The sequence below is a fragment of the Gordonia sp. (in: high G+C Gram-positive bacteria) genome, from assembly GCF_020438995.1.
Taxonomy (GTDB): Bacteria; Actinomycetota; Actinomycetes; order Mycobacteriales; family Mycobacteriaceae; genus Gordonia.
The window spans coordinates 14,424-37,438 of sequence record NZ_JAGQTN010000262.1 but is presented as its reverse complement, the minus strand read 5'-3'; the positions used below and the strand labels follow the sequence as shown (position 1 = coordinate 37,438).

At 68.3% G+C, this 23,015-nt stretch carries 21 protein-coding genes; 14 read left to right on the top strand and 7 right to left on the bottom strand.

The genetic code is table 11. The annotated features are described in order from the left end of the window. The first annotated feature begins 137 nt into the window (after nucleotides 1-137). The 3 genes from KDB67_RS18425 (at nucleotide 138) to KDB67_RS18415 (ending at nucleotide 3,101) form a co-directional block, all read left to right on the top strand. On the top strand, nucleotides 138-1,322 hold the full coding sequence (locus tag KDB67_RS18425) for an acyl-CoA dehydrogenase family protein (protein ID WP_291018770.1): 1,185 nt from the start codon (nucleotides 138-140) through the stop codon (nucleotides 1,320-1,322). A 46-nt stretch (nucleotides 1,323-1,368) separates the two neighbouring features. After that, on the top strand, nucleotides 1,369-2,472 hold the full coding sequence (locus KDB67_RS18420) for an acyl-CoA dehydrogenase family protein (RefSeq protein ID WP_291018768.1): 1,104 nt from the start codon (nucleotides 1,369-1,371) through the stop codon (nucleotides 2,470-2,472). A gap of 170 nt (nucleotides 2,473-2,642) precedes the next feature. After that, nucleotides 2,643-3,101 carry an SRPBCC family protein gene (locus tag KDB67_RS18415; RefSeq protein ID WP_291018766.1) on the top strand — a complete coding sequence of 153 codons (459 nt, stop codon included), beginning with the start codon at nucleotides 2,643-2,645 and terminating at the stop codon, nucleotides 3,099-3,101. 1 nt (nucleotide 3,102) lies between these two features. Here the strand turns inward: KDB67_RS18415 and KDB67_RS18410 are convergent, their stop codons facing one another. Continuing rightward, nucleotides 3,103-3,900 (bottom strand): HAD-IIA family hydrolase, encoded by a 798-nt coding sequence (locus KDB67_RS18410; RefSeq protein WP_291018763.1) that lies wholly within the window; start codon nucleotides 3,898-3,900, stop codon nucleotides 3,103-3,105. Nucleotides 3,901-4,041: 141 nt separating this feature from the next. Here KDB67_RS18410 and glp point away from each other — a divergent pair, with 141 nt between their 5' ends. The 4 genes from glp (at nucleotide 4,042) to KDB67_RS18390 (ending at nucleotide 9,726) form a co-directional block, all read left to right on the top strand. Then, nucleotides 4,042-5,298 (top strand): gephyrin-like molybdotransferase Glp, encoded by a 1,257-nt coding sequence (gene glp, locus KDB67_RS18405; protein ID WP_291018881.1) that lies wholly within the window; start codon nucleotides 4,042-4,044, stop codon nucleotides 5,296-5,298. 177 nt (nucleotides 5,299-5,475) lie between these two features. Further along, complete coding sequence (locus KDB67_RS18400) at nucleotides 5,476-6,186, top strand: phosphatidylserine decarboxylase (RefSeq protein ID WP_291018761.1); 711 nt, start codon at nucleotides 5,476-5,478, stop codon at nucleotides 6,184-6,186. Beyond that, nucleotides 6,183-7,313 (top strand): phosphatidylcholine/phosphatidylserine synthase, encoded by a 1,131-nt coding sequence (locus tag KDB67_RS18395; RefSeq protein WP_291018759.1) that lies wholly within the window; start codon nucleotides 6,183-6,185, stop codon nucleotides 7,311-7,313. The genes KDB67_RS18400 and KDB67_RS18395 overlap by 4 nt, the downstream gene beginning before the upstream one ends. 67 nt (nucleotides 7,314-7,380) lie before the next feature. Beyond that, complete coding sequence (locus KDB67_RS18390) at nucleotides 7,381-9,726, top strand: AAA family ATPase (RefSeq protein ID WP_291018756.1); 2,346 nt, start codon at nucleotides 7,381-7,383, stop codon at nucleotides 9,724-9,726. Nucleotides 9,727-9,754: 28 nt separating this feature from the next. On the opposite strand, the gene KDB67_RS18385 is transcribed toward KDB67_RS18390, so the two are convergent. Both KDB67_RS18385 and KDB67_RS18380 read right to left on the bottom strand, forming a co-directional pair. After that, entirely contained in the window at nucleotides 9,755-10,375 is a 621-nt protein-coding gene (locus tag KDB67_RS18385; RefSeq protein ID WP_291018753.1) for a hypothetical protein, read from the bottom strand. Nucleotides 10,376-10,497: 122 nt separating this feature from the next. Continuing rightward, nucleotides 10,498-10,926: a hypothetical protein gene (locus tag KDB67_RS18380; RefSeq protein ID WP_291018750.1), complete on the bottom strand. Its 429-nt coding sequence runs from the start codon at nucleotides 10,924-10,926 to the stop codon at nucleotides 10,498-10,500. A gap of 211 nt (nucleotides 10,927-11,137) precedes the next feature. Here KDB67_RS18380 and KDB67_RS18375 point away from each other — a divergent pair, with 211 nt between their 5' ends. From KDB67_RS18375 to mnhG, 6 genes are read left to right on the top strand one after another with little or no spacing between them, the layout of a single operon-like run. Beyond that, nucleotides 11,138-14,110 carry a Na+/H+ antiporter subunit A gene (locus KDB67_RS18375; protein ID WP_291018747.1) on the top strand — a complete coding sequence of 991 codons (2,973 nt, stop codon included), beginning with the start codon at nucleotides 11,138-11,140 and terminating at the stop codon, nucleotides 14,108-14,110. Continuing rightward, complete coding sequence (locus KDB67_RS18370; RefSeq protein WP_291018745.1) at nucleotides 14,107-14,736, top strand: Na(+)/H(+) antiporter subunit C; 630 nt, start codon at nucleotides 14,107-14,109, stop codon at nucleotides 14,734-14,736. The genes KDB67_RS18375 and KDB67_RS18370 overlap by 4 nt, the downstream gene beginning before the upstream one ends. After that, nucleotides 14,733-16,349, top strand: coding sequence for a Na+/H+ antiporter subunit D (locus tag KDB67_RS18365; RefSeq protein ID WP_291018742.1), 1,617 nt, complete (start codon nucleotides 14,733-14,735; stop codon nucleotides 16,347-16,349). Before KDB67_RS18370 ends, KDB67_RS18365 begins: the two co-directional genes overlap by 4 nt. Before the next feature lie 8 nt (nucleotides 16,350-16,357). Continuing rightward, nucleotides 16,358-17,206 (top strand): Na+/H+ antiporter subunit E, encoded by an 849-nt coding sequence (locus tag KDB67_RS18360; RefSeq protein ID WP_291018844.1) that lies wholly within the window; start codon nucleotides 16,358-16,360, stop codon nucleotides 17,204-17,206. Further along, nucleotides 17,203-17,466: a monovalent cation/H+ antiporter complex subunit F gene (locus KDB67_RS18355; RefSeq protein ID WP_291018740.1), complete on the top strand. Its 264-nt coding sequence runs from the start codon at nucleotides 17,203-17,205 to the stop codon at nucleotides 17,464-17,466. The genes KDB67_RS18360 and KDB67_RS18355 overlap by 4 nt, the downstream gene beginning before the upstream one ends. After that, on the top strand, nucleotides 17,463-17,798 hold the full coding sequence (mnhG, locus tag KDB67_RS18350) for a monovalent cation/H(+) antiporter subunit G (protein WP_291018738.1): 336 nt from the start codon (nucleotides 17,463-17,465) through the stop codon (nucleotides 17,796-17,798). The genes KDB67_RS18355 and mnhG overlap by 4 nt, the downstream gene beginning before the upstream one ends. A gap of 10 nt (nucleotides 17,799-17,808) precedes the next feature. On the opposite strand, the gene KDB67_RS18345 is transcribed toward mnhG, so the two are convergent. From KDB67_RS18345 to purD, 4 genes are all read right to left on the bottom strand, one after another. Next, nucleotides 17,809-18,369: a Uma2 family endonuclease gene (locus KDB67_RS18345; protein ID WP_291018736.1), complete on the bottom strand. Its 561-nt coding sequence runs from the start codon at nucleotides 18,367-18,369 to the stop codon at nucleotides 17,809-17,811. Nucleotides 18,370-18,461: 92 nt separating this feature from the next. Continuing rightward, the gene (gene recQ, locus KDB67_RS18340) at nucleotides 18,462-20,441 is read right to left on the bottom strand and encodes a DNA helicase RecQ (protein WP_291018734.1); all 1,980 of its coding nucleotides are present in this window, start codon (nucleotides 20,439-20,441) and stop codon (nucleotides 18,462-18,464) included. Between the two features lie 123 nt (nucleotides 20,442-20,564). Next, a complete protein-coding gene (locus tag KDB67_RS18335; protein ID WP_291018732.1) occupies nucleotides 20,565-21,167 on the bottom strand; it encodes a TetR/AcrR family transcriptional regulator in 603 nt (200 codons plus the stop codon). Nucleotides 21,168-21,258: 91 nt separating this feature from the next. Further along, on the bottom strand, nucleotides 21,259-22,512 hold the full coding sequence (gene purD / locus KDB67_RS18330; RefSeq protein ID WP_291018730.1) for a phosphoribosylamine--glycine ligase: 1,254 nt from the start codon (nucleotides 22,510-22,512) through the stop codon (nucleotides 21,259-21,261). A 124-nt stretch (nucleotides 22,513-22,636) separates the two neighbouring features. Here purD and KDB67_RS18325 point away from each other — a divergent pair, with 124 nt between their 5' ends. Then, nucleotides 22,637-22,969, top strand: coding sequence for a hypothetical protein (locus tag KDB67_RS18325; RefSeq protein ID WP_291018726.1), 333 nt, complete (start codon nucleotides 22,637-22,639; stop codon nucleotides 22,967-22,969). Nucleotides 22,970-23,015 lie beyond the last annotated feature (46 nt).

Below are 23,015 nucleotides of genomic sequence, written 5' to 3'. Positions count from 1 at the left end.
CCCACCGATACGTCCTACACCGAACGGTCCACACCGGCCGGGGCGGGCTGTTGCCTAACACATCCTTAGGTTTTACGCACGAATAAACTCCGGCGGTCGCGGTCCTATACACCCGACTCGGTGGTAAGAAAATAGGCATGCAACTCGAGTTCAGCCCGGAAGAGCAAGCGTTTCGCGCGGAGATCCAGACGATCCTCGCCAAAGTTCCCCAGGATCTCCGCGACCGCCACGCCGCGGGCAAGATGAATTACCCCGAAGACATCGTCACCGCGTGCCGCGTGCTCAACGAGCACGGCCTGGCCGTCCCGCACTGGCCCCTCGAATGGGGCGGCAAGGACTGGACCCCCATCCAGCACCACATCCTCAAGGAGGAGATGGCGCTCGCGCACATTCCCGAGACGCTCGCGTTCAACCACTCGATGATCGGCCCGGTCATCGCGCACTTCGGGTCGCAGGAACTCAAGGAACGCTTCCTCGCCAAGACCGCCAACGTCGACATCTGGTGGTGCCAGGGCTTCTCCGAGCCCGAAGCCGGCTCCGACCTGGCCTCGCTCAAGACCAAAGCCGTGCGCGACGGCGATCACTACGTCATCAACGGCCAGAAGACGTGGACCACACTCGGCCAGTTCGCCGACTGGATCTTCGTGCTCGCCCGCACCAATCCGGACGTCAAGAAGCAGGCCGGCATCAGCATGTTCCTGGTCGACCTGAACACCCCCGGCATCCAGATGCGCCCGATCCAGCTGATCGACGGCGGCGTCGAGGTCAACGAGGTGTTCTTCGAGGATGTGCGTGTACCCGCCGAGCTGATGGTCGGCGAGGAGAACTCCGGCTGGACGCAGGCCAAGTTCCTGCTCGGCAACGAGCGCGTCGGCATCGCCCGCGTCGCCGAGACCAAGGTCAAGCTGGCCAAGGCCAAGAAACTGGCCGGCGAGGTCAAGACCGCCACCGGCACCCTGCTCGACGATCCGCAGTTCTCCGCCCGCATCGCCGGGCTGGAGAACGACCTGCTCGCCCTGGAGGTGACCCAGCTGCGCGTGGTCGCGTCGTCGGCCGACGGCAAGCCGAACCCGGCGTCGTCGCTGCTCAAGCTGCGCGGCTCGCAGCTGCAGCAGGAGGCCACCGAACTGCTCGCCGACATCGCCGGCCCCGACTCGCTGCCCGCGCTCGGGATCGACGGCGACGGCCCCGCCGACATCGACGCCGCCGACTGGGCACAGCTCAGCGTTCCGCAGTACCTCAACTACCGCAAGGTGAGCATCTACGGCGGTTCCAACGAGGTGCAGCGCCAGATCATCGAGAAGGCCGTGCTGGGCCTGTAGGGCACCGCCGACCGACTTCCCAGACTTTCGAAACTATAGGTGAATCATGGATTTTGAGCTTTCCGAAGAACAGGTGATGCTGCGCGACACCACGCGCGACGTGCTCACCAAGACCTACGACGTCGAGACCGTCCGCAAGGTCACCGACAGCGAACTCGGCTGGAACCGGGATGTGTGGAACTCGCTCGCCGAGATCGGCATCCTCGGGTTGTCGTTCTCCGAGGAGGACGGCGGCGCCGGCGCCGGACCCGTCGAGGTGGCCACCGTGCTGACCGAGCTGGGCCGCGCGCTCGCTCCTGAGCCGTACCTGGATTCGGTGGTGGTGCCGGGCGCGCTGATCTCGGCGGCCTCCCCGGGCCACGAACTGCTGGGCGCGCTCGCCTCGGGCGAGACCCTGGGTGCGTTCGCGCATCACGAGGCCGGTGATCGCTGGCCGGTGTCGGCAGTGGCCACAAGCTTTGCCGACGGTACGCTCATCGGAACCAAAACCCTTGTGCCGCATGGTGATTGTGCGGACCAGCTGGTCGTTTCGGCACGCGAGGGCGACGAGATCGGACTGTATCTGGTGGATGCCTCGGCGGCCGGGGTGACCCGCACCGCCTACCGCACACACGATCGTCGACGCGGCGCGCAGATCGTCTTCGACGGCGCACCGGCCGTCCGGCTCGGGTCCGGGGACGCGTCGTCGATCATCGCCGACGTCGAGGTCACCACCCAGATCGCGCAGTGCGCCGAGGCCATCGGCGCCCTCGAACGCTGCCTGGAGCTGACCACCGAATACCTCAAGACCCGCAAGCAGTTCGGTGTCACCCTCTCGACGTTCCAGACGCTGACCCAGCGCGCCGCCGACCTGTACATGTGGCTGGAACTGGCGCGCAGCGTGAACCTGTACGCGGTGACCGCCCTGTCCGAGGGCAAGGCCGATGCCACCATCGCCTCGCGGGTCAAGCTGCAGGTCGGCAAGTCCGCGCGCATCATCGGCCAGGAGTCGATCCAGATGCACGGCGGTATCGGTATGACGGCCGAATACCCGGTCGGCCACTACGTCAGCCGGCTGACCGCCATCGGCCACACCCTCGGTCATCCCGACGACCACCTGGCCTCCCTGGCACGGGGCATCGGCGACTGGGAAATGGTCACCGTCGGCTGACCAGCTGTTTCGACACCCACCATCGCCCCCGGCACCGCTTGTCGACGACGGGGGCGATGGTGTGCGGGTGCGCGCCACCGTCCGCTTATTGACTTTCAGACAATAAGAGTTCTACAGTGATGCACCATCCGCCGCAGGCACCCGTGCGCGCACAACCGAAGGGATATCCCATGGCCACTCCCCTGCTCGAAGAGAGCATCGAGATCAACACGTCCGCCGACAAGGTGTGGGCCGTGATCTCCGACCTCAAGCGGATGGGTGAGTGGAGTCCCCAGTGCAAGAAGATGATCGTGCGCGGTCAACCGATCGGCGTGGGCACCCGCACCATCAACATCAACCGGCGCGGCCCGCTGGTGTGGCCGACCACCGCCAAGATCGTCCGCTTCGTCCCCAACAAGGAACTGGCCTTCAAGATCGCCGAGAATCGGACGGTGTGGTCGTACACCCTCGACGAGTCGGCGAACGGGGTCACGGTCACCGAACGCCGCGACGCCGCGAACGGCACCAGCAAGGTCAGCGCGTTCCTCGTCGACAAGGTGTTCGGCGGCAACGATTCGTTCGAGACCGAACTCAAGCAGGGCATGGCCGCCACGCTGACGAAAATCAAGCGCGCCGCCGAAGCGGCATAGGTCAGCCGTATAGCTCGGTGAGCAGGGCCGGGAGGTCGGCGAGCGAGTCGATGATGTGGTCGGGGACCGGCCCGAACTCGTCGCGCTGCAACTGCCGCAGCGCGTCCTCGCGGAACTTCCAGGTCCGCACCAGCACCCCGGTGAGGGCGGCGGCCTGCGCGCCGAGGACATCGTTATGCATGTCGTCGCCGACCATCACCACCTGCGCCGGATCGAGGTCCATCAGGTCGCAGGCGATGCGGAAACCCCGCGGCGACGGCTTGCCGACGGCCTTGATCTTGCGGCCCGTCGCCTTCTCCAGTCCCTCGAGGTAGACACCGGTGTCGATGGAAAGTCCCCTGCTGGTCGACCAGGTCATCGACCTGTGCATAGCCACCACCGGCGTACCTGTGACCATCCGTTCGAACACCGCGGACAACGCCTCATGCGTGAACACCGCGCCGGCACCGCCCAACACGATCAGATCGGCCTGCCGCGGATCGTCGACGAGGTCCACGCGGGTCATGTCGTCGGCGATGGGACCCTGGTTGAGTACCCACACCTTTTTTCCCGGATGCTGTGCGGCCAGGTATTCGGCCGTCAGTTTGGCCGCGGTCAGGATCTCCTTGGGCCCGACGTCGAATCCGGCCTCGCCCAGTGCCGCGGCGATCTCCGCGCGCGAGCGTGAAGTGGTGTTGGTCAGGAACATCCTGGGGATTTCCCGGCGGGCGAGTTCGGCGACGGCATCGGCGGCCCCGGGCAGCGCTTGCCACGAGGTGACCATCACCCCGTCGATGTCGAACAGCAGCCCATAACTCATAGTGGAAACGGTAATGCCGCCGCCGGTGGCCTGCACGCCGGGCACAAACCCCACCTATACGCCCCGGCGAGGAGATTATTGCGATGCCGGGGGCTATCGGTGGGGTTTGGGACGAACCATCGAGGAGAACCGATGCCCGCACTGCGATCAGTCGAGGACCACCAGCAAGCAGTGGCCGCTCTGTTCGCGCCGCCCGAGGCCGTGAAGGTCGCGGTCGCCGACGCGCTGGGCCTGGTCGCGGCGGTCGATGTGCGGACGCGGGTGTCGCTGCCGGGGTTCGACAACTCGGCGATGGACGGCTATGCGGTGCTCGCCGCCGACCTCGCCGACGCCACCGGCGACCACCCGATCGTGCTGCCGATGGCCGCCGACATCCCCGCCGGACGCACCGACCGGCTCACCCTCGAACCGGGCTCCGTACACCGGATCATGACCGGCGCCCCACTGCCCGACGGTGCCGACGCGGTGGTGCCGGTCGAGCTGACCGCGAGCGATTCGGGCGAGGGTCGCTTCGCCACCGCGCGCCTGCTCGCCACGCCCGAGATCCGGTTCACCGCACCCATCCCCGTCGGCAAGAATATCCGCGCCGCAGGTTCGGACATCGTCGCAGGTGAAGTGGCTATTCGAGCGGGCACCCGGTTGCGCGCACCACAGCTCGGGCTGCTCGCGGCCATCGGCGTGACCATGGTCGATGTGTGGCGACGACAACGCGTCGTCGTGCTCTCGACCGGTTCGGAACTGGTTACGCCCGGGCAATCGCTGCGGCACGGGCAGATCTACGAATCCAACTCCCCGATGCTGGCGGCCGCCGCGACCGAGGCCGGGGCATCGGCCCAGTCGGTGCACTTCGTCCCCGACGACGTCGACGGCTTTCTGGCCCGGATCGCCGAGATCGCCGGGGATGCCGACCTCATCATCACCTCCGGCGGGGTCAGCGCCGGCGCCTTCGAGGTGGTCAAGGACGCACTCACGGCCACCGGTGGCGTGGAGTTCGTGAAGGTGGCGATGCAGCCTGGCATGCCGCAGGGTTGCGGGCATGTCATCGACCCGTCGGGGCGGGCAGTCCCGATTATCACCCTGCCCGGCAATCCGGTGAGCTCGCTGGTCAGCTTCGAGGTGTTCATCCGGCCCCCGCTGCGCAAGGCGATGGGGCTGGCACCGAACCGCGAGGAGGTCCATGCCCGGTTGCTGGACCCGATCAACTCCCCGGACGGCAAACGGCAGTTCCTGCGGGGTGTCCTCGGTCAGTCGTTGGGCGGGTGGATAGTCGAACCGATCGGCCCGCCGTCGAGTCACCACCTGCGCTACCTCGCAGGAGCCAACACTCTGATCGACATCGCAGCCGACGTGACGTCCCTCCCCGACGGCTGGATCGTGCGGGCCATGCGCCTGGACTGAGGTCCACCAAGACACAGACTGAGGTCACCAAGACACAGACTGAGGTCCACCAAGACACCAGACTGACGGCCACCGAGACCGGGTGCGCCGAGTCCGAGTGGGTCGGCCGACCAGGGGCGTGTCCTAAGCTGTTCACGAATCGCACGACATCCGATCCCACGATCTCAGGAGGTGGATGTGGCCAGGCGCCCACGCCCCGACGGCACGTCCCCCACAGCAGCCGAACACCTGGTGCAGTTGGCCCGCGAGACCATCCCACCGATCCACCCCGCGGGCGTCCCGTTCGTGGCAGTGCCCGCAGCCGTGGCCCTGATCGGGCGCAGGCATCCGTGGGTCGCGCGGCCCGCCATGCTGACCGCCGGGGCGTGCGCCGCGTTCTTCCGGCATCCCAAACGGGTGCCTCCCACCGACCCGGCGATCGTTGTGGCCGCCGCCGACGGCACCGTCGCCCTGGTCGACGAGGCCGTGCCGCCGCCCGAAGCCGGTCTCGGTGCTCAGCCGCTGCCGCGGGTGTCGACGTTCCTGTCGGTGTTCGACGTCCACGTGCAGCACGTGCCCATCGCCGGCACGGTCACCTCCGTGACGCACACGCCCGGTAAATTCCTGTCGGCCGATCTGCCCGAGGCCAGCTCCGACAATGAACGCACCGTCCTCGGGTTACGGACCACCACGGGTGCCGAACTCGCGGTCGTCCAGATCGCCGGACTCATCGCCCGGCGCATCGTGTGCGAACCGAAACCCGGCGACACGCTGCGGGTCGGCGACACCTACGGACTGATCCGGTTCGGCTCCCGCGTCGACGTCTATTTCCCGGCCGGGACCGTGCCCGCGGTACGCGTCGGCCAGCGCACAGTGGGCGCCGAAACCGTGTTGGCGACACTGCCATGAACGACACCCCACAGCGGCCCGGCCGGCGCACCACACCGGCCGCGTCGGCCAAGCGCAACTCACGTGGCCTGCTGCGACGTTCGCGGCGCGGGCACGCACCCCCCACGGCCGACCCCGGCCATCCGCGCGACCCCGGGCACACACGCGGCGCCGACGCCTCGGATCTGGCATCACAGCGCCTCGACACCTACTCGCGTCACACCGAACACGAGGCGGGCAGGCTGCGCAGGCAGGCTGCGGCCGGCCGGATCTTCGTGCCGTCGGCGGTCACCATCCTCGCGATCTGCGCAGGCCTGACCGCACTGCGGTCCACACTGAACGGCCACATCGACCTCGCGCTCGCGCTGGTGGTCGCGGCGGCCGTCCTCGACGCCCTCGACGGCCGGGTCGCACGCATGATGAACGCGGCCACCCGGATGGGTGCCGAGATCGACTCACTGGCCGACGTCATCAACTTCGGAGTGGTTCCCGGCGGCATCGTCTACCTGGCACTGACGGGCGATCTCGGCAGCACCGACGTCGCGTGGATATTCGTGCTCGTGTACGTGTGCGCGATCGTGCTTCGGCTGGCCCGGTTCAACACCCTGCTCGACGACGAGGACGCGCCCGCCTACACCAAGGAGTTCTTCGTCGGGGTGCCCGCACCCGCCGCGGCCATCCTGGTACTGCTGCCGGTGGGCCTGCACGAACAGTTCGGCAGCGGCTGGTGGACGTCGGGTACCGCGGTGGGCATCTGGATGGTGGTGGTGGCGGCGCTGGCCGTGAGCCGGGTGCCCACCGCGTCGACCAAGGCCACCAAGGTGCCGCCGAGTGCGCTGGCGCTGCTGCTGGTCGGGGTCGCGGTGACCGCGGCGCTGCTGTTGACCTACCCGTACGTGCTGATGCTGGTCCTCATCGTCGCCTACCTGGCGCACATCCCGTTCGCGTGGCGCAATCAGCGCTGGGTGGCCGCCCGGCCCGAACAGTGGGATGCCCGCCCGTCCGAGCGGCGTGCCGAACGCCGCGCCGACCGCGCCGTGAGCGGTGGCCGGCGCCGGAGGCGGCCGTCGGTGTCCCGCTCGCATGCCCGGCTCGGGCTGCGCCGGCCCGGGCACACGTCCCCGAACGACCCGACCGATTCCCACTAGAACCACCTCCCGATAGAGCTCCTACTCCCGATAGAGCTCCTACGAGGAGACGAAAGAGCCGCCCGCAATGAGCGTTCCGCAACTGACCCTGACCGCGCGCGTCAACCCGTCGGCCGCCGACGCCCGCCGCGGCATCGTCCGCGTGCATCCGGAGGTACTGGCCGCGTTGTCGCTGCGGGAATGGGACGCGGTGTCGATCGTCGGGGCCCGGCGCACCGCCGCGGTGGTGGCCGGGGCCCCCGACATCGCGACCGGCACCGTCCTGCTCGACGACATCACCTTCTCCAACGCCGGGATCCGGGAGGACTCGGCGGTGGTGTTGCAGCCGGTCACCGTGCACGGGGCGGCGCAGGTCGTAGTGTCCGGATCGGTGCTGGCGAGCCGGTCGGTCGATCAAGCGACACTGCGACGGGCGCTGCTGGGCAAGGTGCTGTCGGTGGGTGACGCGGTGTCGTTGCTGCCGCGCGACCTCGGACCGGACCTGACGGCGAGCACCGCAGTGCGGGCGCTGGCCCGGTCGGTGGGTATCACCTGGACCAACGAGTTGCTGACGGTGAGTGCCGTCGACCCGGCCGGGCCGGTGAGCGTGCAGACCAACACCGCGGTGCTGTGGGCCGGCGACGACGTGGCCGACAATCACGGATCAGGAACCGCGGCCCAACCCGCGCCGGACGCAACGGGACCGCTGCGCTCGGCAGTCGCATCGCCGGTCGCGGGTACCGCGATGCCGACGTCCGGGGTGACCCGCGGCTGGCATCTCGTCGAACCACGACCCGAACCGGGCGGCCAAGCCGACACCGACACAGCAGAGCCCGCGGCCGGACACCCGCGGCCGGTGTCGCAGTTGGTCGGCGTCGACACCCAGGTCGCCCGCCTCACCGAGTGGGTCGCCATCACCCTCGACGAACCGCAGGTGCTGCGGGCCCTCGGCGCCACCCCCCGCCTCGGGGTGATCGTGTCCGGCCCGCCCGGCGTCGGCAAGGCCACCATGGTGCGGTCGGTGTGCGCGGGCCGGGTGCTGGCCGTGGTCGACGGTCCGTCGGTGGGTGCGCTGGAGGCGTCGTCGCGGCTGTCGGCGGTGTCGTCGGCGATCGCCGCGCTACGCCGCGGCCACGGGTCGGGAGTGCTCCTCATCGCCGACGTGGAGGCGTTGCTGCCCGCTGCGGCCGAACCCGTGTCGACGCTGATCCTCGACGAGCTGCGGACCGCGATCGGCGACGGTTCGGTGGTGCTGGTGTGCACCACCTCCGGCTCCGCCGCCGTCGACGGCCGCCTGCGCGACCCCGAGTTGTGCGACCGCGAACTGATCATCGGCCTGCCCGACGCCGCGCTGCGCGCCCGGCTGCTGTCGGCGATCCTGTCGGGGGTACCTACCGAACCGGGCCTGGACCTGAGCACTATCGCCGCCCGCACCCCCGGTTTCGTGGCCGCCGACCTGGCCGCGCTGGCCCGGGAGGCCGCGATCCGTGCCGCGGCCCGGGTGACGGCATCGCGCAACGGAGACGACAGCACCGGCGACGCTCCGATGCTGCGGCTGGCCGATCTGCAGGGGGCGCTGGAAGTGATCCGGCCGGTGTCGCGGGGTGACTCGCCCGACGTCGCGCTCGGTTCGATCACCCTCGACGACGTCGGCGACATGGTGGAGACCAAGCAGGCGCTCACCGAGACCGTCCTGTGGCCGCTGCAGCATCCCGACACGTTCACCCGCCTGGGCGTCGAACCGCCGCGCGGGGTGCTGCTGTTCGGACCGCCCGGCTGCGGCAAGACGTTCGTAGTGCGGGCCCTGGCCGCATCGGGCCGGTTGTCGGTGCACACCGTCAAGGGCGCCGAGCTGATGGACAAATGGGTGGGCGCGTCGGAGAAGGCGGTGCGCGACCTGTTCGCCCGGGCCCGTGAGTCGGCGCCGTCGCTGATCTTCCTCGACGAAGTCGACGCCCTCGCCCCGCGCCGCGGACAGTCCACCGATTCCGGCGTCACCGATCGCGTGGTGGCTTCGCTGCTCACCGAACTCGACGGTGTCGAACCACTCAGTGACGTGGTGGTGCTCGGCGCCACCAACCGGCCCGACCTCATCGACCCGGCGCTGCTGCGGCCGGGTCGCCTGGAACGGCTGGTGTTCGTGCCACCGCCCGACGCCGCAGCGCGCGGCGAGATCCTCCGCGCCTCGGGCAAGAACGTCCCGCTGGCCGGTGACATCGCCCTCGATGACCTGGCCGCCGACCTCGACGGCTATTCGGCGGCCGACTGTTCGGCCCTGCTGCGCGAGGCCGCGCTGTCGGCGATGCGCCGCGACATCGACGCCGCGACGGTGACCGCCGACGACATCGCGGCCGCCCGGCAGCGGGTCCGGCCGTCGCTCGACGCGGCGCAGGTGGAGAGCCTGCGGGCCTACGCCGAGCGCCGCCTGGATTAGAACACCGCCCGGGCTGGTCGGAGCGGGACTAGGCGCCCGAACCGGTAGCGTCCTGCCCGGTCTGGCCCGTCTGGTTCTGGCCGGTCTGATTCTGGCCGGTCTGATTCTGGCCGGTCTGATTCTGGCCGGTCTGACTTTGGCCCGTCTGGTTCTGGCCCGTCTGATTCTGGCCGGGAATGCCACCCTGCATTCCACCGGGACCGCCACCCATCCCGTTCTGGCCGGGCATACCGTTCATCCCACCCTGCATGCCGTTCTGCGAACCGGTCTGACCGCCGCCCTGCATATTGCCGCCCTGCATGTTTCCGCCCTGCATATTCCCGCCCGGCCCACCACCGTTCTGCGACATTCCCGGACCACCGCCCGACGACCCACCGTCACCGGCGACGTATCCGGCGCCGAAACCGAGGAGCGCGAACGCCGCGGCCACCCCGATCCCGCCGGCGATCAGGGTGTTGCGGGTCGTCAGCACCTTCCCCTCGGACTTGCCGGTTACGGGCTGCCCGACGACCGGGGCCTGCGGATACTGCCCCGCCTGCGGCTGCGGTCCGTCGACCACCGGCAGTTCATCGGTGTGGCCCGAGGTTGCGGTGCGGCCTGCGGCGGGCCGCTGCTGCGGATGTGTGGCCGGCTCGTGGGTAAACGACATCGATCTTCCCTTTCGCTCACATGGGCGCTCGCCCGTGCTGTGAGCTCCACAGTGGCGACCGTCCCTGCGGCCCGGCTGCCGGGACGTTGCGAATCAGCTGTGTGCCGGATCCCCCGCGAAACTCAGGGCTTGACTCTCGTCACCTGGTAGAACAGCGCGTTGGGTCCGCCCGCGGCGCCTGCGATGGTGCCGACCTGCACCCAGTACGCGTCGTCGCCGGACTTCTTCGTGAGCAGCACCACCCGGCGGCCGGCGTCGGTGGTTCGCTGGGACACCGTGTATCCGGCGGTGGTCAGCTTCTTCACCGCGGCGTCGAGCGCGTTGCCCTCGGCTCCGAGCCCCTGCATGGTGACGCTCCACCCGTCGTCCTCGTCGCCGGAAACGCTGAGAACGGTTCCGTCGGTCAGCAGCGGAACCTCCTTCCGCGGGAAGTTCGCGGGCAACGACGCCCCGCCCGGACCGTCGTCGGAGTCCGATGAACATCCCGCGAACAGACCGCCGACGATCAGGAACGACAAGATGAGCACGAGCGACCTGCCACAGCGGTTCATGGATGCAACGGTAAGATACGCACAACGGTCCCACAACGGCCCGGTCCCGCACGATGTCCATCCGGCGCGTCCACTTCCTGACACCGCCGACCGCAGACCTGGCGGTTCATCGTGCCGATCGGCTCGGCCCGCACTTCGGAACAGACCTGCCCCCGGGAACACACGGAACTTCGAGAACAGACGGACGAACGAGAACAGACAGGGTGCCCATTTGATTGCTGTGTTGGTCGCGCTCGGCCTGTGCGCCCTGCTCGCGCCGCCGGTGATCCATCGGATGGGCACCCGGGGCTTCTACCTGCTCGCGCTCGCACCAGCCTGTGCGCTCATCTGGGTCATCGTCAACTGGCCGCGGGCACACGATCCGCCCCGGGTGGAGACGATCAGGTGGGTCGATTCCCTCGACATGAACATCGTGCTGCGCTTCGACACGCTCGCCGCGGTGATGTCGGTGCTCATCCTCGGTGTCGGGTCACTTGTGCTCTGCTACTGCGCGCACTACTTCGACTCGGTGCGCCCGCGGGTGGCCGTCTTCGGCGGCGAGATGGTCGCCTTCGCCGCCGCGATGTTCGGTCTCGTCGTCAGCGACAACATGCTGGTCCTGTACGTGTTCTGGGAACTGACCACCATCTTGTCGTTCATGCTGGTCGGCTTCTACGCCGTGCGCGCCACCTCCCGGCGCGCCGCCACGCAGGCGCTGCTGGTGACCACTCTGGGCGGTCTGGCGATGCTCGTCGGCATCATCATGCTCGGCGAACGGACCGGCAGTTATCTGCTGTCGGATCTACTCGCCGACCCGCCCGCATCCAGCGGGTACCTGCAGGTCGCGGTGGTCCTGGTGCTGGTGGGCGCGCTCAGCAAGTCGGCGATCGTGCCGTTCCACTTCTGGCTGCCCGGTGCGATGGCCGCACCCACCCCGGTCAGCGCCTACCTGCATGCCGCGGCGATGGTGAAGGCCGGCGTGTATCTGGTGGCGCGGCTGGCACCCGGATTCGGGTCGTTCACCGGCTGGCAGATCGCCGTCATCTCCCTGGGTCTGCTCACGATGGTCGTCGGCGGCTGGCGGTCGCTGCGCGAACTCGATCTCAAACTGATCCTGGCGTTCGGCACGGTCAGCCAGCTCGGTTTCCTGACGGTGCTGGTCGGTTTCGGCGACGCCAACGTGATGATGGCCGGGCTGGCGATGATCGTCGCGCACGCCATGTTCAAGGCGGCGCTGTTCATGGTCGTCGGCATCATCGACCACTCCACCGGCACCCGCGACGTGCGCAAGCTGGCGCGCCTCGGTGAGCGGCTGCCCGTCCTGATGGGTATCTCGGCCGTCGCCGGAGCGAGCATGGCCGGGCTGCCGTTCACGATGGGTTTCGTCGGCAAGGAGACCGCGTTCGCGGCCGTGTGGGGTTCGGGTGCCCTCGCGACCTGGCAGACCCACACCGTCGACATCGTGATACTGATCGGCTCGGTGATCACCTTCGCCTACACCACCCGGTTCCTGTGGGGCGCGTTCGGCCGCAAGGTACGCACCGAGCCGAGCGCCGCCGTCGTCAAGATGCATCCGCCCGGTCCGCTGTTCTATCTGGCCCCGACGGTCCTCGCGGTCGCCGGTGTCGCCGCCGGATTCGCCGCCGGACCGATCGGCTCACTGCTCGAACCGCACGCGCAGACCCTGCCGTCATACGGTCACGAACTCGAACACCTGGCGATGTGGCACGGATTCGGGCTTCCGGTGGTGTTCTCGATCATCGTGATCGTGGCCGGCGCCGCACTGTTCCTGCTGGTCCGACGCCTGCGCGAGCGGGTGTTCGGGTTCCGGCCGCTGCTCAACGCCGACCGCATGTACGATGCGACGCTGCGCGGCGCCGACACCCTGTCGCTGCTGCTGACCCGGAACACCCAGCGCGGTTCGCTGCCCATCACCCAGGGCGTGATCCTGTCGACGATGATCATCCTGCCGCTGGTGGTGCTGTTCACCGGTGCGCGCACCTCACTCGAGATCGCGGGCTTCGACGCCGCCTCACAGGTGGTCGTCGGCGGCATCATGGTGGCCGCCGCGCTCGCCGCGACCGTGCTGCGCAACCGGCTGGCAGCGACGCTCGTAGTCGGTGTCACCGGTTACGGCTGCGGCACCCTGTTCGCCCTCTACGGCGCCCCCGACCTGGCACTGACCCAGTTCCTCGTCGAGACGCTGACCCTGGTGATCTTCGTGCTGGTGCTGCGCAAACTTCCCGCCGAACCCGAACCGCGGCACGCGACCGGCTTCAAGACGGCCCGTGCCCTGCTCGGTGTGGCGTTCGGCGCCGCCCTGGTGGTGATCGGCCTGTTCGCGGCGGCCGCCCGCTCGGATCAGCCGCTGCACATCGACCTCCCCGCGGCCGCCTACGAGTTCGGCCACGGCGCGAACGCGGTCAACGTGCTGCTGGTGGACATCCGCGCCTGGGACACCCTCGGCGAGATCTCGGTGCTGATCGTCGCCGCGACGGGCGTGGCGTCGCTGGTGTTCCGCAACCGCCGCTTCGGTGCCGCACCCCGGGTCGCCGACGCCACTCGCGACGGCACGGCCGCCCGCAGCGGACCGGCCGGGGCACCGGACGATGACGACGTTCCCCCGGACCGCACCACCTGGCTGCTCGGCAGCGACCTGCGCGACCCGCGACACCGGTCGATGGTGCTGGAGGCGACCACCCGGCTCATCTTCCCCACCATCGTGGTGCTGTCGGTGTACTTCTTCTGGGCCGGTCACAACTCGCCGGGCGGTGGTTTCGCCGCCGGCCTGACGATGGGGCTGGGGCTGGTGCTGCGCTACCTGGCCGGTGGCCGCTACGAACTCGGTGAAGCACTGCCGCTGGAACCCGGACGCATCCTCGGTGCCGGGCTGGCCATCTCGGCGGCCACCGCGACGATATCGCTGCTGCTGGGTGCGCCCGCGCTCTCGTCGGCGGTGTTCAAGGTCACACTGCCGCTGCTCGGCGACGTCAAGCTCGTGACGGCCCTGTTCTTCGACCTCGGCATATACATGATCGTCGTGGGGCTGGTCCTCGACGTACTGCGTAGCCTCGGCGCACGTCTGGACGTGGAGAACGTCGCCGAACCGAACAGTCCCGCGGCACCCCGATTCGCGACGGAGACCGGCCCGGGCGTGAACCCGGCCGACACCGGGACGGCACCTGCGGGCGGGGTGAGCCGGTGAGCATCAACCTCGGACTTCTCATCGTCGTCGGCGTGCTGGCGGCATGCGGTGCCTACCTGCTGACCGAACGCAGCCTCGTTCGGATGCTGCTGGGCCTGCTGCTGTGCGGCAACGCGATCAACCTGATGATCGTCGTCGTCTCCGGCGGGCCCGGCGACCCACCGATCAAAGGCCGCACCTCGACCGGGCAGGGCGGTGACGCCGACCCGCTCGCCCAGGCGATGGTGCTGACCTCGATCGTCATCACCATGGGCGTGGCGGCATTCGTGCTGGCCATGGTCTACCGATTGTTCGTGCTCAACCGCGACGACGACGAGGTGTCCGACGACACCGAGGACGTCAAGATCGTGAAGGGTTCGCTGTCGGACGCCCCCGACCGCGACCGTACCGACGACCCGGTGACTCTCGCCGACACCGCGGCCGGCGACCTGTACGACGACGACGGCAACCCGCTGACCCCCGAGGAGTTCGAGGCCCTGCACCAGGACCAGATAGAGACCGACCTGATCCCGGCCAGCTCCGGCGACTTCCGCGACGAGATGTCCGACGAGGATCCGCGGCGCACCGGCTCCGAATCCGCCGGTGAGGTACCCGGTCGCGACAACCCGGCGGGGGGTGCCTCGTGACTCCGCAGAGTTCATGGATACCGGTGCTGGTCACGCTGCCGGCACTGGTCCCGCTGATCGCCGCCGCCCTGACCCTGCTGCGCGGGCGCAGTCCCCGTTTCCAGCGCGCCGTCACCGTCGTCGCGCTGGCCACGGTGTTCGTCGCATCGTGCCTGATGCTGTATCTGACCGGCGAACACGGCACGTTCGCGGTGATGATCGGCGGCTGGGGCGACAAGGGTTACCCGAACGGCCCGCTCGGCATCACGCTGGTCGTCGACCAGTTGTCGGCGCTGATGCTGGTGGTGTCGACGATCGTGCTGCTATGCGTGGTGCTGTACGCGATCGGCCAGGGTATCCGCGACGGCACCAGCACCCGACAGCCGGTGTCGATCTTCCTGCCGTCGTATCTGATCCTCACCGCGGGCGTGTGCAACTCGTTCCTCGCCGGTGACCTGTTCAACCTGTTCGTCTCGTTCGAGGTGCTGCTGGCGGCGAGCTTCGTGCTGCTCACGCTGGGAGCGAGTTCCGAGCGGGTGCGCGCCGGGGCGTCGTACGTGATGGTGTCGATGGTGTCGTCGCTGATCTTCCTGGCGGGCATCGCGTTCGCCTACGCCACCACCGGCACCCTCAACCTCGCCGAGATGGCGGTGCGCCTCGACGACGTCCCCGACGGCACCCGCAACGCGCTGTTCGCGGTCCTGCTGGTGGCCTTCGGCATCAAGGCCGCGGTGTTCCCACTGTCGACGTGGCTGCCAGACTCGTATCCGACCGCCCCCGCCCCGGTGACCGCTGTGTTCGCGGGCCTGCTCACCAAGGTCGGCGTGTACGCGATCATGCGCACCCATTCGCTGCTCTTCCCGGGCGGCTCGATGGACAACGTGCTGCTCATCGCGGCCCTGGCGACGATGCTGATCGGTATCATGGGCGCGATCGCGCAGGCCGACATCAAACGTCTGCTGTCGTTCACCCTGGTCAGCCACATCGGTTACATGGTGTTCGGAATCGCGTTGTCGTCGAAGATCGGCATGTCGGCGGCCATCTACTACGTGGCGCACCACATTCTGGTGCAGACGACGCTGTTCCTGGTGGTCGGACTCATCGAGCGGCAGGCCGGGTCTGCGTCGCTGCGCAGGCTCGGCGGTCTCATCGCCAGCCCGGTGCTGGCCGTGCTGTTCCTGATCCCCGCGCTCAACCTGGGCGGTATCCCCCCGTTCTCCGGGTTCATCGGCAAAGTCGCGCTGCTGGAGGCCGGCGGCGAGGACGGCTCGGTGCTCGCATGGGTGCTCATCGGCGGCGGTGTGGTGACGAGCCTGCTCACGCTGTACGTGATGGCCCGCATCTGGACCAAAGGCTTCTGGCGGCCCCGCGCCGACGCCCCCGAAGGCGACCTCGCCGACGTCACCCCGTCGGCCCTCATCGACGAGAGCGCCGACGACATTGCCTTCGACGAACGTGAGGACGTGGGCCGGATGCCGCTGGGCATGGTGCTGCCGACGGCGGCGATGGTCGCGGCCGGTCTGGTGCTGACGATCTGGGCCGGCCCGATCTTCGACTTCACCGACCGCGCAGCAGAAAACGTCGTCGACCGGGGCGTGTATGTCGAAGCAGTTCTCGGAGGTGACGGTCAGTGAGCGGGCAGATGCCGGCCGATCCGGGCAGGACGTCGAAGCGGGAGGAGTTGCGTTCGGCGCTGGCAGAACGGTATCCGGTGGCCAAGAAGGGACCGATCCGGTCGGCGCTGATCAATGTGTGGCGGCTGTCGTTCCTGGTGGTCGCGTGGGCCGTCCTCGGGTTCTGGGTGTGGCTGCACGGCAAGATCCGGCTGCCCAAATGGCTCGGCGGCGACGCCCGCGAGGTCGCGGTCCGGTTGTGGACGATCACCTGGCTGACGTCGGTGTGGGTGTTGCTGTGGGGCACCATCTCGTGGGCGAACGTGCTCGGCGGTATCGGGGTGGCGCTGGCGATCATGATCCTGCTGCCGCTGCCCCGCGTGCCGGTCGAGGGCCGGCTGCACCCGTTCGTGCTGCTGCAGATCGTCGCCCGGCTCATGGTCGATTTCTGCGTGTCGAGCGCACAGGTCGCATGGGCCGCGATCCGCCCGGGCAAACCTCCGCTGGGCGCGGTGGTGCGGGTGCGCGTGGCCATCAAGTCCGACATGGTGCTCACCCTGGCCGTCGACTACATGAACCTGGTGCCGGGCACGATGGTTCTGGAGATCGACCATCGCCGCCGCATGCTGTACGTGCACATCTTCGACGTCCGCAGCGAGGCCCGGGTCAAGGCGTTCTACAAATCGGTGGCGTGGGTGGAGCGGGCCTTCATCCGGGCGTTCGAGCGTGACAGCGAATGGCATCCGAGCCCCTACCACGGCATCGATGACGAGTTCCATCACGTCTCGCAGCAGGCTCGGCGGCGCCTGGACAAGCGGGGACACGACAAGCAGGGACACGACAAGCAGGGACACGACAAGCAGGAGGGACAGTCATGACGATCGTGTGGACGGTCGTGACCGTCCTGCTGCTCATCTCGGCGGTGCTGACGAGCGCCCGCATCCTGATGGGCCCGACGTCGCTGGACCGGGTCGTCGCCCTCGATGTGCTGGTGGCGTTGTGTATGTGCGGGCTCGCGGCGTGGGCCGCCTACAGCGGTGATTCGACGGTGATCCCGGCGATCGTCGCGCTGAGCCTGCTCAGTTTCATCGGGTCGATCTCGATCGCCCGATTCCGGGTGCGGGACGATCAGTCATGATCTGGGACGTCGTCTCGTCGGTGCTGCTGGTGACCGGGTCGGTGCTGGCGCTGACCACCGCGATCGGTCTGATCCGTTTCCCCGACACCCTGTCCCGGATGCACGCGGCCACCAAACCGCAGACGTTCGGCCTGTTGCTGATCCTCACCGGTTCGGCAATCCGCCTCGGCAGCGACCACATCGACGTCGGCATGCTGGTGCTGGCCGCGATGTTCGCGCTGATCACCGCCCCGGTGGTGGCCCACCGCATCGGCCGCCTGGTCTATCAGGAGCAACGTGCCCGCGACGGCCTGATGAACCCCGACGACATGGAGTCCGGCAACCGCGACTGAGCGGACCCGATCAGTGCACCAAATCGTCGGGCGTCGCCGAGAACGCGAACGGTTCGGTAACGGTGAACGCGTCGTCCCCGGATGCCCGCGCCGACTCCTGGTAGGCTCCGTCGACCAGGGTCCACGCAACGATCGACGGTTCGTCGGGATCGACGACCCAGTAGTGCGCGCACCCGGCCCGCAGCAGCCTGTCCTTCTTCAGCAACAGGTCGATACCCCGCGTCGACGGCGAGAGCACCTCGATCGCCAGCATCGGTGCGACCGGCAGGTCGCGGTCGGTGTAGTCGGCGTCCGGGGCGACGAGCAGGTCCGGCTGGATGACCGTATCGTCGGCGAGTACGACGTCAAAGGGTGCCGGCAGCAGTTCTGCATCGTCCGGGCACGCCTCGAACAACAGCACACCCAGCCGCATCACCGCCCGCTGATGCACCCGCCGCGGTGCCGGGCTCACGATGAGAATCCCGTCGATGAGTTCGTATCGGTGCCCATCATCGGGCATCGCGTCGAGATCGTCGCGGGTCAGTGCCCTGCCGCGCGGCAGCCCGAGCACATCCGAGGTCATAGCTGTCATAGTAAATTCCTCCCCTCCCATAGCCATCTATTCAACCGTGGATCCGGATGCTCCGGGCCTGCGATTTCCTGGCTGTGGATAACTCCGGGGACTCAGCCGTGTTCGGCAATGACCGCGAGCACGGCCTCGCCGTATGTCTCACGCTTCTTCTCGCCGATGCCGCTGATGGCACCGAGTTGGTCGAGGGTGACCGGACGGTGGGCGGCCAGGGCCTGCAGGGTGGCGTTGCTGAACACGACGTACGCGGGCACGTCCTGCTCCTTGGCGGTGGCGGTGCGCCAGGTGCGCAATGCCTCGAACAGGTCCTGGTCGGCGGGGTCGAGGTCGTCGGCGGCGGTGGCCTTTCGCGCTTTCGGTCCCGATCCCGAACCCGTCACCCGGCCGATGACGTCACGGCGCAACGGTACCGGAGTCTGGCCACGGAGCACCCCGCCGGCGTCGTCCCCGAGGATCAGCGTGCCGTATTCGCCTTGGGCGGTGAGGATTCCGCGGGCCAGCAACTGCCGGACGACGCTGCGCCAGTCCTGGTCGGACAGGTCGGTGCCGATGCCGTAGGTGCTCAGTCCGTCGTGTCGCTGGGTGCGGATGCGTTCGGTGTCCTTGCCGCGCAGGATGTCGATGAGGTGCCCGGCGCCGAACTTCTGGCCGCGTTCGCGGTCGAGCCGCCAGATCGTCGACAGCAGCTTTTGCGCCGGGATGAGGCCATCGAACGTCTCGGGTGGTTGCAGGCAGGTGTCGCAGTTGCCGCACGGCGCCGATTCCTGACCGAAGTAGCCGAGCAGGTTCTGTCTGCGGCACGACACCGTCTCGCACAGGGCAAGCATGGCGTCGAGGTGCTGACCGAGCCGAATCTTGAACGCCAGGTCACCGGGGCTGGAGTCGATGAGCCTGCGTTGCTGAACCACGTCGGCCAGGCCGTATGCCATCCACGCCACCGACGCCTGCCCGTCGCGGCCGGCGCGGCCGGTCTCCTGGTAGTAGCCTTCGACCGATTTGGGCAGGTCGATGTGGGCGACGAAACGCACATCCGGTTTGTCGATGCCCATCCCGAACGCGATGGTCGCCACGACGATCACGCCGTCCTCGCGCAGGAATCGGGCCTGATTGTACGCACGCACCCGGGCGTCGAGTCCGGCGTGATAGGGTAGCGCGTCAAATCCCTGCTTGCACAGGAACTCTGCCGTCTGCTCGACGCTCTTGCGGCTGAGCGCGTACACGATGCCGACGACCGGGCCGTCCACGCCGACGAGTTCGGGGACCGACCGGATAAACGAGACCAGTTGCCTGCGCGGGTCGGCTTTGGCGTCGATCCGGTATTGGATGTTGGGCCGGTCGAAACTCGCGACGAAATGCTTGGCATCGCCGAGCCTGAGCCGTTCGGTGATCTCCCGGTGCGTTTCACGGGTTGCGGTGGCGGTCAACGCCATTCGCGGTACACCGGGGAAACGCTCGGCCAGATCCCCGAGCGCGAGGTAGTCGGGCCGGAAGTCATGACCCCACTGCGACACGCAATGCGCCTCGTCGATCGCGATGACACTGAGCGTGCCGCGCTGGAGCAACTGCGTGGTCTGCGCCCCCGACAATCGTTCGGGAGCCACGTACAGAAGATCGAGTTGCCCTGTCAGATAAGCATTCTCGACCTCGCCACGTTCCTGCGCCGACTGGGTCGAATTGAGGTAGGCCGCGCGCACACCACTGGCCCGCAGCGCATCGACCTGGTCGTGCATGAGCGCGATGAGCGGACTGATCACCAGCCCCGTGCCCTCCCGGACCAGCGCCGGCACCTGGTAGGTGATGGACTTACCGCCACCGGTCGGCATGAGCACGATCGCGTCGCCCCCGCCGATCACCTGCTCGACGATCGCCGCCTGGTCGCCCCGGAACGCGTCGTATCCGAATACGGTCCGCAACGCCTCGATCGCCGACCCGAACCTCGCGGGCGCAGTCGCTTGCGGCAGTTCCCCCGGCTGCCCCCATCCCTCGTCGGATGGTGGCACGTCGTCGTACTCGTCCGGCGGCACGTCATCAAAAAACGGCACGTCCGCATACGGATCGGAAACACTCGGCGGCATCCCCCCACCCTATCGGCCACCACGACATTTCCGGTCGTCGTGGCGACTACATCCCCAGCTTGGCCTCTCACCGCCCCCACCTGCTGGTTTCTCATCCAGCCGGCATAGGCAAAGCCCTCAGTATCAATTCGGCGGAGCCAACACGTCCACCACCGAGACCAGCGCCTCGCGGGCGGCGTTGATGGGTTCGGTGGGATGTTGGCCGAGCGCACCCATGACGGCCCCGTCTTCGACAGCGATGAGACAGCGCACGTGGACGGGGTCGGCGAGCCGACCGGATTTCTGCAGGACGTCGGTATGCACGCCGGCCAGGAGCGCGTGGTGATCGGCGATGACGGCGTTGAGCAGGGCGTAGCGGGGGGCGAGCGCGAACATCTCGTAGCGGACGGCGAGGTCGTGGACGCTCGCATCCGGCCCGACGAACACCTCGGCGAGGGCGTCGGCCATGGCGCGGGCCCCACGCCGCCGACGACGCAGTGCGGCCCCGCGTGCGGTGATGGCCGCCTCGTCACAGCGGCACACATAGTCGGCGGCCTGCGCCATGAGGTCTTCGAGAGACCCGAAGTAGTAGGTGGTGGACGCGAGCGGCAGCTCGGCCCGATCGGCGACGGCTCGGTGGCGGACAGCATCGAACCCGCCTTCGAGAAGGAGCGCTCCGGCCGCCTCGATGAGCCTGGAACGCCTGCGCACTCCCTTAGGGGTCGCCGCTGACGTCATGGGTTTCATCGTCCCAAACCGATGTGGGCAGCGCGCCGGTTTCCACGAAAACCACACAGGTCCGGCCGTGTTTCGTCTGCCGAAGCAACGGCGTCAGGATCTACAGTGCGATGCGTCCTTCGAGGGCGGCTTTGCCTATGTCGGTGCGGTGGTGGCTGCCGGGGAGTTTGATGGCCGCGATGCGCTCGTAGGCCTGGGCGCGTGCCTGTTCGAGGTCGGCGCCCGTGCCGATGACGGCCAGTACCCGTCCGCCGGAGGAGACGATGTCGCCGTCGTCGTTGCGTTTGGTTCCGGCGTGCAGGACGCCGTCGGCGCCTGCCCCGGTGATGACGTCGCCGGTGCGTGGAGTGCCGGGATAGTTCTGGGCGGCCACGACGACGGTGACGGCGGCGCCGTCGGACCAGTGCAGCGGCGGCAGTTGATCGAGGGTCCCGGTGGCGACGGCGTTCAGCGCCTCGCCGAGGGGTGATTCCAGCAGGGCGAGCACCGCCTGGGTTTCGGGATCGCCGAAGCGGCAGTTGAATTCGACGACGGCCGGCCCGTCGGCACCGATCGCCAGGCCCGCGTACAGCAGGCCGGAGAACGGAACTTCGCGCCGAACCATTTCCGCGGCAACGGGTTTGACCACCTCGTCGACGATCCGGGTCACCATTTCGTCGGGCAGCCACGGCAGCGGGGTGTAGGCACCCATGCCACCGGTGTTGGGTCCGGTGTCGTTGTCACCGACCCGTTTGTGGTCCTGCGCCGGGAGCAGCGGCACCACGTTCTCCCCGTCGACGAGGCAGAACAGCGAGACCTCGGGTCCGTCGAGGAAGCTTTCCAGGAGCACGGGATGTCCGGATTCGAGGCATTCGGCGGCGTGGTCGCGGGCCACGGCGCGGTCGGCGGTGACCACCACGCCCTTTCCTGCGGCCAGGCCGTCGTCCTTGACCACCCAGGTGGGACCGAACCGGTCGAGTGCGGCGTCGAGTTTGGCCGGGTTGTCGACGACCTCGGCGTGTGCGGTGCGCACACCGGCCGCCGCCATGACGTCCTTGGCGAATGCCTTGGATCCTTCGATCCGGGCCGCCTCGGCGCTCGGTCCGAAAGTGGCGATACCCGATTTGCGCAGGGCATCGGCGACACCGAGGACCAGCGGCACCTCCGGCCCGATGACGACGAGATCGGCCTCGACCTGCCTGGCCAGCGCCACGACCGCCTCGCCGGAGGCGACGTCGACGGCGTGGTTGGTGGCGACGGCCGCGGTGCCCGCGTTACCGGGGGCCACGTGCAGGTCGGTGACCGACGGGTCACGTCGGAGTCCGAGGAGCAGGGCATGTTCGCGGCCGCCCGAGCCGATCACGAGTACGCGCACGGGGACGACTCTACAGTCCGCACAGCTCAGGCTCCCTGTGGATAACTCTGTACATCGAGGGTCGTCGCGGCCGGGTCGGCAGTACAGTCGACAGACGCGAAGCACAGGCAGGGCGGGGGCACTGATGGCAGATATCGACGATCTCGACGCGCGACTGACCGCGGTCGAGAACAGACTGGACGACGTGGACGGGCAGTCACGCCGGGCACGGGAGGATTCGGCAGCGGCCCGGGTTCTCGCGGGCGCGGCGGACAGGGACGTCTCCGAGATGCGTTCGGAACTACAAGGACACACCAGGGTCCTGAACGCACTTCGAGAGACTCAATTGGAACATCAAGCGCGATTCGATCGCGTAGATGGCGATCTCGCTGACTTGCGAAGGGGTTTCGGCGTCCTGCATACAGGAATGAATCGCATCACCGAAATGCTCACCGAGTTGCTGAACCGGGAACGCTGAACCCGGAACGCCGATCAAGGAGCACAGCCGCACGAACCGGAAAGGC